Source organism: Streptomyces chengmaiensis, from assembly GCF_029846775.1.
Classification (GTDB): domain Bacteria; phylum Actinomycetota; class Actinomycetes; order Streptomycetales; family Streptomycetaceae; genus Streptomyces; species Streptomyces chengmaiensis.
Window position 1 is genome coordinate 68,048 of sequence record NZ_JARWBG010000007.1, and the last position, 12,252, is coordinate 80,299.

11 protein-coding genes are annotated in these 12,252 nt (G+C 73.6%); 2 read left to right on the forward strand and 9 right to left on the reverse strand.

Annotation, left to right across the window (positions count from 1 at the left end):
• Window positions 1–6: 6 nt before the first annotated feature.
• The 8 genes from QCN29_RS08810 to QCN29_RS08845 all read right to left on the reverse strand — a co-directional run bounded on the left by QCN29_RS08810 (window position 7) and on the right by QCN29_RS08845 (window position 8,767).
• The gene (locus tag QCN29_RS08810) at window positions 7–2,151 is read right to left on the reverse strand and encodes a tetratricopeptide repeat protein (RefSeq protein WP_279927168.1); all 2,145 of its coding nucleotides are present in this window, start codon (window positions 2,149–2,151) and stop codon (window positions 7–9) included.
• Between the two features lie 39 nt (window positions 2,152–2,190).
• Window positions 2,191–3,501, reverse strand: coding sequence for a hypothetical protein (locus tag QCN29_RS08815; RefSeq protein ID WP_279927169.1), 1,311 nt, complete (start codon window positions 3,499–3,501; stop codon window positions 2,191–2,193).
• 336 nt (window positions 3,502–3,837) lie between these two features.
• Window positions 3,838–3,990 (reverse strand): hypothetical protein, encoded by a 153-nt coding sequence (locus tag QCN29_RS08820; protein WP_279927170.1) that lies wholly within the window; start codon window positions 3,988–3,990, stop codon window positions 3,838–3,840.
• A 185-nt stretch (window positions 3,991–4,175) separates the two neighbouring features.
• Window positions 4,176–4,865 carry a protein-L-isoaspartate(D-aspartate) O-methyltransferase gene (locus QCN29_RS08825; protein ID WP_279927171.1) on the reverse strand — a complete coding sequence of 230 codons (690 nt, stop codon included), beginning with the start codon at window positions 4,863–4,865 and terminating at the stop codon, window positions 4,176–4,178.
• A gap of 195 nt (window positions 4,866–5,060) precedes the next feature.
• Window positions 5,061–5,540 carry an NUDIX hydrolase gene (locus QCN29_RS08830; protein ID WP_240134675.1) on the reverse strand — a complete coding sequence of 160 codons (480 nt, stop codon included), beginning with the start codon at window positions 5,538–5,540 and terminating at the stop codon, window positions 5,061–5,063.
• A 9-nt stretch (window positions 5,541–5,549) separates the two neighbouring features.
• Complete coding sequence (lnt, locus tag QCN29_RS08835) at window positions 5,550–7,160, reverse strand: apolipoprotein N-acyltransferase (RefSeq protein ID WP_398859158.1); 1,611 nt, start codon at window positions 7,158–7,160, stop codon at window positions 5,550–5,552.
• Between the two features lie 242 nt (window positions 7,161–7,402).
• A complete protein-coding gene (locus tag QCN29_RS08840; RefSeq protein ID WP_279927172.1) occupies window positions 7,403–7,951 on the reverse strand; it encodes a hypothetical protein in 549 nt (182 codons plus the stop codon).
• Window positions 7,952–7,978: 27 nt separating this feature from the next.
• Window positions 7,979–8,767 (reverse strand): glutamate racemase, encoded by a 789-nt coding sequence (locus QCN29_RS08845; protein WP_279927173.1) that lies wholly within the window; start codon window positions 8,765–8,767, stop codon window positions 7,979–7,981.
• Between the two features lie 58 nt (window positions 8,768–8,825).
• On the opposite strand from QCN29_RS08845, the gene QCN29_RS08850 reads away from it, so the two are divergent.
• The gene (locus QCN29_RS08850; protein ID WP_279927174.1) at window positions 8,826–10,016 is read left to right on the forward strand and encodes a glycosyltransferase; all 1,191 of its coding nucleotides are present in this window, start codon (window positions 8,826–8,828) and stop codon (window positions 10,014–10,016) included.
• An 18-nt stretch (window positions 10,017–10,034) separates the two neighbouring features.
• Here the strand turns inward: QCN29_RS08850 and QCN29_RS08855 are convergent, their stop codons facing one another.
• Complete coding sequence (locus tag QCN29_RS08855) at window positions 10,035–11,339, reverse strand: TerD family protein (protein ID WP_279927175.1); 1,305 nt, start codon at window positions 11,337–11,339, stop codon at window positions 10,035–10,037.
• A gap of 347 nt (window positions 11,340–11,686) precedes the next feature.
• On the opposite strand from QCN29_RS08855, the gene QCN29_RS08860 reads away from it, so the two are divergent.
• A complete protein-coding gene (locus tag QCN29_RS08860; RefSeq protein ID WP_279927176.1) occupies window positions 11,687–12,166 on the forward strand; it encodes a DUF6643 family protein in 480 nt (159 codons plus the stop codon).
• Window positions 12,167–12,252: the final 86 nt, after the last annotated feature.

Genomic DNA, 12,252 nt, shown 5'->3' on the forward strand with positions numbered 1-12,252 from the left:
CCGCCCCTAAGCCTGCTCGCGCTCTGCGGCGCGGCGCAGACAGGACTCCCGGCGGCTGCGCGCCTCGGGGTCCTCGGCGGCCTCCAGCACGGCGTCAAAGTCGGCCACGGCCCGCGGGTAGCCGCCCGCGGCCTGGTGGACCACGCCGCGGTTGAACCGGAACTCGGGCCGGTCGCCGAGTTCCACGGCGCGGTCGAAGTCGGACAGGGCTGCCGTCAGATCGCCGTCCAGATAGGCCAGTTCGCCCCTGACCGCCCAGGCTTCGGCCAGCTGCGGATCGCTGCCCAGCGCCGCCGCCAGCGCCTCGCGGGCCTCGGTGAGGCGGCCCTGCTCCCCCAGCAGGCGTCCTTGCAGACAGAGCAGACGGGCGTGGCCGGGGACCTGTCGCAGCCCCGCCGCGACGCTCTCGAGTGCGGCGTCGGGGCCCTTGAGGTCGGCCAGCAGTCCCGCACGCGCCAGCAGCGCCTCCGGATGGCCGGGCTCCAGTTCCAGCGTGCGGTCGAAGTCGGCCAGCGCCCCTTCGGCATCGCCGAGTTCCAGCCGGGCGTCGCCCCGGTTGTAGTACGCCTCGGGGAAGGGGGGTTCCAGGGTCAGCGCCCGTTCGTAGTCGGCGACGGCCTCCTCCAGCCGGCCGAGTCCGCGCAGGATGCCGCCCCGGTTGAAGTAGTGGTCGGCGAAGTCGCTGTCCACGTCGATGATCTGGGCGTAGTCGGCGAGCGCGTCCTCGGACCGGCCGCTCATGCCGTTCACCTGTGCCCGGTTGTAGCGCAGGCCCACCCGGTGCCAGGTCCGCTCGCCGATGCCCAGTTCCCGGTCCAGCCGGGCCATTCCCTCGTCGAGCAGCCGCAGCGCCTCGTCGTGCCGGCCGGCCCTGACCTCCACCAGGGCGAGCCCGTTGCGGTTGAACACCGAGTAGAAAGCGCGCTCCTTGGGGTCGGGCAGCAGATCCGATATCGCGATCGCCTGGTTCACCCAGGCCCTGGCGCGGCGCTCGTCACGCCGCTCGGGCGGGAAGTGGCGGGCGTAGAGCATGCCCGTCTCATAGGCCAGGCTCATATGGTGCAGGGGCACGACGGTGGCGGCGCGCGCCTGTTCCTGTACCGCCTCCGACTCCTCCGGACGTCCCGCCGCGGCGAGGCACACGCAGGTGTCGCGGGTGAAGGTCCACCACAGCTCCGGGCGTTCGGCGGGATCCACCCGGTGTCGGCCGTCCTCGCCGAGCTCGGCGGCGGCGTGGTAGAAGCCCAGATACTTGCAGCGGCTCAGGGCCCAGCGCAGGGCCTCCAGCCCGGCGCCGTCGCGGTCGCCGCCGCGCAGCAGATGGTAGGGCAGCGCGCCCAGCTTCAGCGACGGTTCCTCGTCCGCCCGCGCGAGCAGGGTCTCGGCCCTGCGGTCGTGGAGGGCCGTGCGCTCGGCGGCGGAGATCCGTTCGTACGCGGCGGGGAGCGCGGGGTCGTCGTCGGTGCAGTCGCCCTCCACATAGCGGGCTGCGGCCTCCCGGTCGCCGGCCGGCTCCGGCGCCGAGGCCGCGGCGGCTGCGGGTGCGGGTGCGGGTGCGGCTGTCGGGCGGATGACCCGGGTGGTGTGCGCGGCGAGCGCCTTGGGCAGCGAGACCGAGAGCATTCCCGGCGGGTCGGCCGGGGTCCGGGTGTCCGTGCACACCACGAGGGTGAGCAGTTCGGCGGGGATGCGCCGAAGCGCGGCCGCCAGGAACTCCTGGTCGGTGACGTCGGCGTGGTGGACGTTCTCGACGACCAGGGTGCGCGGGGCCCCGTCGGCGTCGGGCAGCGCGGCGAGCAGGAAGTCCACCAGGCCGTGCGCGATCCGCAGCGAGTGCAGCCGGGCCGGGTACCTGCTGGCCTGGCCCGGCGCTTTGGCCTTCTGCTCCAGGACCCGCACGATCGGCGGCACCAGGGGAAGCAGCTCGGGTGTGCTCTCCTGGAGTTCGATGTAGTGCCGCTCGGCCAGTTCGGGGCGGCGGCGCAGCGCTTCGGGAGCCGTCAGGCGCAGCAGCGCCCCGGCCGCGGAGTACGGACCGCGCAGCCGCCGGTGGGCGTCCACGGCCGCCGACGGGGAGGGCAGTTCGACGCCGGCGCACAGCCGGTCGCGCTCGCGGCGCCGGGGCGCCGATATCCAGTAGTGGCCGGTCATGAACCTGCCTTTCACAGCGGGGCCGTTCGGGGGCGTCCGTCAGGCGATGACGTGGTGGGGCCGGGACCGCCGTTCGCGGATGCGTTCTCTGACGGCGATCCAGACGGTGAGGGCGAGCTGCGCGAACGTCAGAAAGAGGAAGACCGAGGAGTCCAGGAGCCCGACCCAGCTCGCCTGCTGCCCGGCGCCGAAGCGGTCGACCGCCCCCGACACCATCTGGACCAGGACCGGGGCGAGGGCGAGCACGAAGGTGCCGAGGCTTACCGTGTAGCCGACCACGATCAGCCAGGAGTACCAGCGGGCCGCCCGGCGGTCGACGGGGTGGAACAGGGACTCGTCCGCCAGTCGGCCGGTCCGCCCGAGCAGCCGCAGAACGCGGTTGCGCAGCAGGCGAATGGACGTGGTGTGCAGATCCACACAGCCGAGCATGGTGGTGATCAGCACATAGACGTCGGTGCGCAGATACAGGAAGAACTGCCACAGCAGCCGCAGCACCGCCGCGAAGGCCAGCGCAAGGCACACCCGGCTGGTGAAGGTGTCCGCTCCGCCGGGGCCGCGCGCCGCGTCGGCCACCGTGATGAGCAGCGCGATCAGGACGCAGTCGGCCAGCATCCCGGCCATGATCGGCAGATAGCGCCTTCTCCGTTCGACGGCGACCAGGCCGTCCAGCGCCGTCTCCACCACCAGGAAGTAGAACCGGTACGACATCCGGGTTCTGGACCGCACGCCGAGACGGCGTGCGGCCAGCGCGTGGAAGGCCTCGTGGATGGCGATGAGCGGTACGGCGGCGATCAGGAGCACCACGCTGATCACCGCGTAGTAGTCGCTGAAGAGCAGATCCTGGGCGGTCGGGACCAGGTCCGGGGAGCGGATCATGCGCAGCGCCGCCCAGGCCACGATCGCCGCGTAGCAGACCCAGGCGAGGGGCGAGAACAGCGCCCGGCCGAGGCGCTGCCAGCGCAACTGCTCCGGGGCGCCCGCTTCCTCGCCGTCCTCCCGGACGAACCCCAGTTCGCGCAGGGCGTCGACGACGTCCTGGACGTCGGCCCGCTCGCCGTACTCGGCGGCGTACCAGTCGGAGGCCTGCGCCGGCGTGTCCCCTTCCGCCAGTCGGCGCACCAGCCGGGCCCCGTCCGGCGGGAAGATCGCGTACGAGTCGGTGTCGGGACGCCCGATGGTGACTTCCCCGCCGTCTTCCAGATACACCAGCGGGTGGAGCGTCAGCGGGGTGTCAGCATCGGCGCGGATGCCGTGCTCCGCCATGTGTTCTCCCTCGGCTCGCGGTCCGGTCCCGGCGCCGGGCGACCGTCCGCCGGTGGCGCCGTCGTACCGCGGGGGTCCGAACCGCATGGGCTCTCCCGCGGACACGACGGCGCCCGGGGCCCTGGCAGCACGCCAGCGGCCCGGAACTCAGCTGATCCGGGATCAGTTGGGGTTCGTGTACAGGCTGCAGGCCGAGGACGTCAGACGGACCGGGCCGGCCTTGCGGATCTGGATCTTCTTCATCAGAGCACCTCCTTCGCAGGAGCGGGGGCTGCGGACGTCCTTCATCCTGGCGAGGTCCGCCAGATTTTCTCCATAAGCCCGCCAAATCCCCTTCACGGCATGGGCACATGTCGCGGAGCCGCATCGGCGACGCTCCGCGCGCGGGATCCCCGAGGGCCGACGGCACGGGGGAGGTGCGCTTCAGCCGCGGCCGCGCACCGCCCTGAGGCACTGGTCGAGTTCGCCCGCCGACTCGCCGCCCGCGGCTCCGGCCTGGTGCTGGTCGCCCGCCGCAGGGGCCGCCTGGAGGAGCCGGCCGCGGAGTTGCGCGCGCACCACCGGATCCAGGGCCACGTGGTGAGCAGGCCGCCGGAGGGACCAGGCTCGCCTCGCCCGCCGACGCCGTCCGCACCCCGCTGGCCGCCCTGGACCGCAGGAACCCGCCCCCAGCGTCATCGCAGGCCGCATGCACCGGGTGATGGCCTGACTCGCCCGCCGCCTGGCCACCCGGCGGCAAGTCGTCCGGGTCATCGGCCGGCTCACCGCCGAGGGGGCATGACGACGCCCGTTGATCCGTCGCCCTGGCCGGAGGAGGGGTAGCCGTACCGGCCCCGCAGAGGCACGAAGCGGGCCGCCGTGAGGACGCGCACCCGCGCCAGCCCGGACTCCGTGCGGCGGAAGCACACGACCTCCTCCCGTCCGCCCGGCCCGATGGGCTGCACCAGGCGGCCGCCGATCATCATCTGCGCGGCGAGCGGGGGCGGCACCTCGGGGAACGCGGCCGAGACGATGACCGCGTCGTACGGCGCACGGTCCGGCGCGCCCCCGCTGCCGTCCCCGACGCGCAGATCGACATTGCGGACGCCCTGCAGGGCGAGGTTGCGCCGGGCCTGTGCCGCGACGTCCGACAGCAGCTCCACACTGACCGCGTCGGCGGCGAGACGGGCGAGCAGCGCCGTCTGGAATCCGAGACCGCCGCCGATCTCGAGGACGTGTTCACCGCCGCGCAGGCCGAGGGCTTCGATCATCATGGCGGACAACGAGGGCTGCGTGGTCACTTGCCCGTGCCCGATCGGGACGGGCACGTCCTCATAGGCGAGGGCGGCGTGCTCGGCGGGGACGAACCCGCTCCGCGGCGTGTCGCGCACGGCCCGGAGCAGCCGCTCGTCGCGGATGCCGACCGCTCGAAGGGTCCGCACGAGGTCCTCGGGAGAGCGCGCCCCGGTCACCGTTCCCAGGTTAGTGCCGCGACCGGCAGTGCCTGCCCGTCAAGGAGCGTCGTCCGGCGCCGGGGGCGACCCCGCGCCCGAAGGGCTGCGGGGGGAGACCGCAAGACGGCCTGAAGTCCTCGCAGCGGAGCTGCTCCCTGGCCGGGTTCCCGGGGCCCGCCGCCCGATCCGGCGGTACGGCCCGGCTTCCGTACGTCAGCGCTCCGCGGGCTGGAACCAGGCGGGGCCGTCCGCCAGCGCCTGTTTGATCCGGAACACGGCGAACTCCTGCAGCTCCGGCAGCGCGTCCACCGGGAACCACCCGACGTCCAGGGACTCCTCGTCGTTGACCCGCGCCTCGCCGCCGGTCGCCCGGCACCGGAAGGTGATGTCCATGAACTGGCACCGGTCGCCGTTGGGGTACGTGATCGGCTTCTGGAACGCCTGGACGAGCACGACCCGTTCGGCGACGGAGCGCACCGCGGTCTCCTCGTACACCTCGCGGACCGCCGTCGCTGCGGGCTCCTCGCCCGGCTCCGGGATTCCACCGATGATCGACCAGTTGCCGGTGTCGGCGCGTCTGCCCAGTAGCACCCGGCCCGCGTCGTCGAGGACGACGGCGCTGACGCCGGGGAGGAACAGCAGCTGATGCCCGGCGCTGGCCCGGATCGCGCGGATGAAGTCAGGGGTCGGCATGGCCCGAGACTAGCCTTCGGCGTGCTCGCGCCGACGGGCCTTCACCGCACCGCCGGCGGCCCAGCCGATTCCTCCGGCGGCCACCAGGAGCAGGGCCGCCTCGGGCCAGACGCCGAGCCAGGTGGCGGGAGTGAGCGAGGAGCGCAGCGGCACCTCGGCGACCAGGGCGTCCGGGGTGAACATCTCGGTCTGCTGCACGACCTCGCCGTCCGGCATGATCACCGCGCTGACGCCGCTGGTCACCGGGAGGACGACCGATCTGCCGTGTTCGACGGCCCGCACCCGCGACATCGCGAGCTGCTGGTAGGTCATCTCGCTGCGCCCGAACGTGGCGTTGTTGCTGGGTACGGAGATGAGCTGGGCGCCGTGGTCGACGGTGTCCCGGGCGGCGTCGTCGAAGGCCGCCTCGTAGCAGGTGACCAGCCCGACCTTCGCGCCCGCCAGGTCGAAGACGCCGACCTTCTGGCCGGGGCCGAAGTCGCGGCGCACCCGGTCGACGTCCTCACTGAAGATCCGCACGAAGGAGCGCAGCGGGATGTACTCGCCGAAGGGCTGGACATGGCGCTTGTCATAGGTGTCGACGGGGCCGCGCTCGGGGTCCCACTCGATGAGGGTGTTGCGGAGCCTGCCGGTCTCGGGGCTGACCACCGCGCCCACGACGGTCGGCGCGCCGATCGCCTGCACCGCCTCGTCGATGACGGTGCGGGCGTCGGGATTGCGGTACGGGTCGAGGTCGGAGGAGTTCTCCGGCCACAGCACGAAGTCGGGCTGCGGGACCTTGCCCGCCGCCACGTCCTCGGCCAGCTGCTCGGTGCGCTGGGCGTGGTTGTCGAGGACCGCGCGGCGCTGCGCGTTGAAGTCCAGGCCCAGCCGCGGAACGTTGCCCTGGATCGCGGCGACGGTCGCCGTGCCGTCCTCCGCGGAGTCGTCGACCAGGGGGAGGGCGGCGAAGGCGGCGGCGAACGGGGCGAGGAGCGACACCAGCGCGGCGGCGGCCGCCCCGCGGGGCAGCAGACCGGTGCGGCGGAAGGCGAGGCCCCTGCGCACGGTCTCGTACAGCCCGAAGCCGCAGAGCACGACGGCGAAGCTGAGCAGTGGCGTCCCGCCGAGGGCCGCGAGCGGCAGGAACACGCCGTCCGCCTGCCCGAATGCGATCTTCCCCCAGGGGAAGCCGCCGAACGGCACGCGCGCCCGGAGGGCCTCCCCCGCGACCCAGGCGGCCGCGCCCCACAGCGGCCAGGCGGGCAGCCGGCTGACGGCGGCGACGCCCATGCAGGCGACGGCGATGAACAGCGCCTCCACCGCGGCGAGAGCCAGCCAGGGGAAGGGGCCGACCTCCTCGCCCGTCCAGATCAGCAGCGGCAGCAGAAAGCCGAGGCCTGCGAGGTAGCCGAGCCCCAGGCCTGCGCGCAGCCGCCGTCCGTGCAGCGCCCAGCCGAGCAGGGCGAACGCGAGCGGCGCGAGCCACCACAGGAGGCGGGGCGGGAAGCTGGCGTACAGCAGGAACCCGGAGAGCGCGGCGGCGCCGGGCCGCGGGAGCCGCCGCAGCAGCCGCGGCAGCGGGGCGTCCGCGGTGGCGGAGGGCCGGGGAGTCTCGACGGCGGTCATGGTGGAGCTCACGTGGCGGAGTCTACGGCGGTCGGCCGGGGGCTCGGAGGTCCCCCACCCCTCCCCTCCCGAAACCGGGGCTTCCGCTCCCGTGAATCAAGCCCCGCCTGGGGGCGCCTCCGTGGGGGTACCCCCTAGGGGTACCCCCTGGGGGTACCCCCTGGGGGCGCCTCCGTGGGGGCGCCCCCGGACGGAGTCTGGGGGAGGTAGCTGGGGGAGTCTGCGGCGCGGGGGTCTGAGGGCGGAGCCCCCGGTCAGGACTCCGCGGCGAGGCCCAGGCGGGCCCGGATCACGCGCACCGCGGTCGCCGCGTCGTCGACCGTCACGGTGAACGTTCTGCCGTCGCCGAGCGTGACCGCCATGCCCTCGCCTCTGCGGACGACCACGGCCGTGCCCTTCTCCGGCCGCCAGCGGTACCCCCAGCCGCCCCACTGGCGCGGGGTGACCTTGGGCACGAAATCCGCGCCGACCACGTGCGCGAGCAGGATGCGGCGGCGCGGCAGGCCCATGTGGCCGCACCGCACCTCGAGCGACTCGTGGTCGACGGTGACGGCCACATGGACGAAGGCGAGCGTCCCGTACATGATCAGCAGGCCGGCGGCCACGCACCCGACCACGGACATCAGCAGCGGGGCGACTCCGGAGGTCCAGTTCGAGACCACGGCCAGCTCGACGCCGAGTGCCACACACGCCGCGCCCACCGCGGAGAGCAGCCACTGCACACGGTTGGTCGCGCGGCCGGTCCAGATCGCGGGAAGGGGCGGCTCGGCGGCGCGCCTCACGCCATGGGGGTCGTCCCTCATGGCAAGCAGGTTACTCAGGATCGCGGGTCAGTGCGCGGGAGTGACCGTCCGCAGCAGACGGCCTTCGGCATAGCCGAGAGCGGCCTCGGGGAGGGGGGCCTCCCGCCCGTTGAGCAGGACGGTCAGCGACGCCTCACCCCGGGGGGCGTCGGGGTCGGGCTCCGCGCCGAGGCGGCGCAGCGCCTGCGCGGCCACGGCGCCGGCCGAGCCGTGCAGAACGAGCGGCGGATCCATGGAGGGCCGTACCGCCGAACGGATGCTTTCGGCGACCAGCTCGTAGTGGGTGCAGCCGAGGACGACGGCGCGGACGGCGTCGGGGGTGAGCGCGGCGGCCGCGGCCACGGCCCTCTCGACCGCGGCCTCGTCCCCCTGCTCCACGGCGTCCGCAAGGCCGGGGCAGGGCACCTCGGTCACCTCGACGCCGTCGGCGAAGTCGCGGATGAGCCCCCGCTGGTAGGGGCTGCCCGTGGTGGCGGGCGTGGCCCAGATGGCGACGGGGCCGCCGCCGGCCGCCGCGGGCTTGATCGCGGGAACGGTGCCGATGACGGGGACGCCCGGCTCCAGTTCGGCGCGCAGCGCGGGCAGGGCGTGCACGGAGGCGGTGTTGCAGGCGACGATCAGCGCGTCGGGGCGCTGTGCGACGGCCGCGCGGGCCACGGTCAGCGCGCGCTCGGTCAGATCCTCGGGGGTGCGCGGCCCCCAGGGCATGCCGCCGGGGTCACAGGACAGCACGAGATCCGCGTCGGGCCGCAGCCGCCGCACCGCGGCAGCCGCCGGCAGCAGGCCGATTCCGGAGTCCAAAAGCGCGATCTTCACCCGGTCACCATAGTCGACGGCCCTTGCGGGAGCTGTCCTGTGGGGCAGACTGCGACGGGTGAGCGCCCTCGCATGGACCGCCGTCGTCTCGCTGGCCGCCTGGCTGTGGCTGCTGCTCGGCCAGGGTTTCTTCTGGCGCACCGATCAGCGTCTGCCGCCCCGCGAACCGCCCGCCGACTGGCCGGATGTGGCCGTCGTCGTACCCGCCCGGGACGAGGCCGGGGTGCTGCCGGTCAGTCTGCCGACGCTGCTGGCTCAGGACTACCCGGGCAGAGCGGAGATCGTTCTTGTGGACGACGGCAGCTCGGACGGCACGGGCGAGCTGGCCCGCACGCTGGCGGATCGGTACGGCGGGCTGCCGCTGCGGGTGGTGTCCCCCGGTGAGCCTCCGCCGGGCTGGACGGGGAAGCTGTGGGCGCTGCGGCACGGCATCGAGGCGGCCCGTGCGGGCAGGCCGGTCGCCGAGGGGCCGGAGTATCTGCTGCTCACCGACGCGGACATCGCACACGGCCCGGACAGCCTGCGGGAACTGACCGCCGCCGCGCGCACCGGTCGCCTCGATCTGGTGTCGCAGATGGCGCGGCTGCGCGTCGCCTGCGCCTGGGAGCGGCTGACCGTTCCCGCTTTCGTGTACTTCTTCGCGCAGCTCTACCCCTTCCGGTGGGTCAACCGGCCGCGGGCCCGGACCGCCGCGGCGGCCGGGGGCTGTGTGCTGCTGCGGACGGAGGCGGCCGAGCGGGCGGGCGTCCCGGAGTCCGTCCGGGAGGCGGTGATCGACGATGTGTCGCTGGCGCGGGCGGTGCAGCGCTCCGGGGGACGGATCTGGCTGGGGCTCGCGGAGGCGGTGGACAGCGTGCGGCCCTACCCGCGGCTGGCCGATGTGTGGCGGATGGTGTCGCGCTGCGCCTATGCCCAACTGCGGCACAGCCCGCTGCTGCTGGCGGGCACGGTGGCCGGGCTCGCCGTCGTGTACCTGGCCCCGCCTGCGGCCCTGTGCGCGGGTCTGCTCCTGGGCGACGCCCCCGCCGCCTGGGCCGGGGGCACTGCGTGGGCGGTGATGGCCGGCACATATCTGCCGATGCTGCGCTACTACGGCCAGTCGCCGCTGTGGGCGCTGCTGCTGCCGTGTACGGCGCTGCTGTATCTGCTGATGACGGTCGACTCGGCCGTGGCGCACCGGCGGGGGCGCGGCGCGGCGTGGAAGGGGCGGACGTACAGCCGCCCCGAACCCGCCGCGCCGGACCGATGAAGCCCCGGCGGCGGCACCCTATTTGCGGCCGGGCGTCCAGCTCATGCCCCAGCCGTACGCGTAGTCGACGGTGCGCTGAGGGCTGACGCCGCGCTCGGGGATGAGGAAGCGCGCCTCGCGCTGGACGACGAGGTCGGAGCCGGTGTTGGTGATGAGGGCGAGGGCGCAGACGGGCGAGGGCACGGCGCACTCGCCGAGGGAGAAGTCGACGGGCGCGCCGTGCTGCGGCTGGAGTGTGACGTGTGCGTCCAGGTCGGCGAAGCTCCGCGCCCCCTCGTAGATGGTGACGAAGATGAGGACACGGCGGAGCTTGTCCTTGTGGTCCAGGTTGACGGTGAGGTTCTCGCCGGCCGAGCCGCCGGTGCGGTCGTCGCCGTCGAGGTGGATGTACGGGGGCCGGTGGAGCGCGCCGAAGGCGTTGCCGAGGGCCTGGACGACGCCCTTGCGGCCGTCGGTCAGTTCGTAGAGGGCGCAGAGGTCCAGATCGAGGTCGGAGTGCGTGGCGACCGCGCGCCGCAGTTTCGCCGCCCAGCCGCGGAACTGTTTGCGCATCTGCCAGCTGAGGTTGACGCGCATCGCGCCGGAGATGCCGCCCTGTTTGGTCAGGGAGACGGACGGGGCGTCCTTGGTGAGTGTCACCTTGGTGAGCCGTACGGGAGCCGTGGACGCCGCCGGGGCGGGAGGTGCGGGCGGCGCAGGGGGCGCGGCAGGGGCAGCCGGAATCACCGGCGTGGGAGAGGGAGCCGGGGCAGACGAGGGAGCCGGGGCGGAAGGTGCGGCGGCGGGCGCGGGGGCCTGCGGCTCGTCCACCGTGATGCCGAAGTCCGTGGCCAGTCCCTCGCGACCGGAGCTGTAGCCCTGCCCCACCGCGCGGAACTTCCAGGCGCCCTGCCGCCGGTAGAGCTCGCCGAGGACGAAGGCCGTCTCGACGGTCGCGTCCTGGCTGTCGTAGCGCGCGAGTTCCGCGCCGGAGGCGGAGTCCAGCACTCTGATGCAGAGCCCCGGCACCTGCCCAAAGCTGCCCCCGTCCGCCGAGGCGGCGAGCACGACCCGCTCGATCTCGGGCTCGACACGCCGGAGGTCGACCGCAACCCGGTCGAGCCCCTCGCCGCCCGTCGTCGTCTTGCCCTCGTGCCGCACCGCACCCGAGGAGTGCGACGGCTGGTCGCAGAAGACGAAGTCCGCGTCGGAGCGGACCTTTCCCGACGCCAGGAGAAGGGCCGAGGCGTCGACATCCGGAACGCCGGGCCCCGCACGCCAGCACAGCTCGACACGGACCTGCTGCGCAGGCACCGGAGTGTTGGCTCCCTTGAGCATGGACATGCCTCTCTCGCCCCCAGACCGAATCGGCCGCCGCGGGCCCCCTGGTGTGCCGGCGGCGTCGCCTGTCGTCGCTGCCGCAGTCGCCGCTGTCGCCGCCTGCGCGGCCAAACCTATTGTGCGAAAGCGGCCGTCCCCTGGGGCAGCTCCCGTCCTTGGAGTCTCCCCGCCCCCGGGGTGCATCCGCCGGTAACCCTCTCTCAACTCGCTCTTTACACGATCCGCACGTCTCCCGGCGACCGTTTTTCCCACGTTCGCTCGCATTGGGGATCCACCGTCACACGGAGCCACCGAAACAACCCTCTTATCGGGCTCCCCAACCAGCACATCGTGGGCTTAACTTATGTTCCATGACCTCCCCCCGCTCCACCTATGGCGGCGGTTACTACTCCGCGCCGTCGTTCCCCGACACCCCGATCTACGACTCGCTGGTCGCGGAGCGGGGCACGCCTCAGATCGCCCCGATCCGAGTGCCCTCCGCATACGATTCGGGCAGCACGGGCAACACCCATCTGCCTGCCCTCCCGGCGGCCCTTCCCGCCCTGCCGTCGGCGCCCTCCCATCCCCAGCCCGCCCCCGCATACGGCTATCCGCAGCCGATGCCGCAGCCCGTTCCGCTGCAGCATGCGACCGCGCCCCATATCCCCCAGCAGCCTTCGGCCCCGCGTGGCTACCCCGGCCCCCAGCAGCCCATGCCCGCAGCGCACCAGCATCATCGCCCCATGGCGACCGGCTATGAGGCGATGCGCCCCGCGACCCCCCGGCCCGCCCCGGCCCCCTCGCCGTACGAGGACCCGTACCAGCGCCCGTACCAGAACCGCGGGTACTGAGCCGGCGCCGAGCGGCTCTGGAGCCGTGCTGCGGACGGAGGCGCGCTGAAGTCGGCAGAAAGCCGAGCGGTGTGAGCGCCGGACCG

Bases quoted from the DNA above. Each gene is read 5' to 3' on its own strand.
- QCN29_RS08860 (WP_279927176.1), top strand. From the start codon at position 11,687: ATGACCTCCCCCCGCTCCACCTATGGCGGCGGTTACTACTCCGCGCCG.
- QCN29_RS08840 (WP_279927172.1), bottom strand. From the start codon at position 7,951: ATGAGGGACGACCCCCATGGCGTGAGGCGCGCCGCCGAGCCGCCCCTT.
- QCN29_RS08855 (WP_279927175.1), bottom strand. From the start codon at position 11,339: ATGTCCATGCTCAAGGGAGCCAACACTCCGGTGCCTGCGCAGCAGGTC.
- QCN29_RS08830 (WP_240134675.1), bottom strand. From the start codon at position 5,540: ATGCCGACCCCTGACTTCATCCGCGCGATCCGGGCCAGCGCCGGGCAT.
- QCN29_RS08810 (WP_279927168.1), bottom strand. From the start codon at position 2,151: ATGACCGGCCACTACTGGATATCGGCGCCCCGGCGCCGCGAGCGCGAC.
- QCN29_RS08815 (WP_279927169.1), bottom strand. From the start codon at position 3,501: ATGCGGTTCGGACCCCCGCGGTACGACGGCGCCACCGGCGGACGGTCG.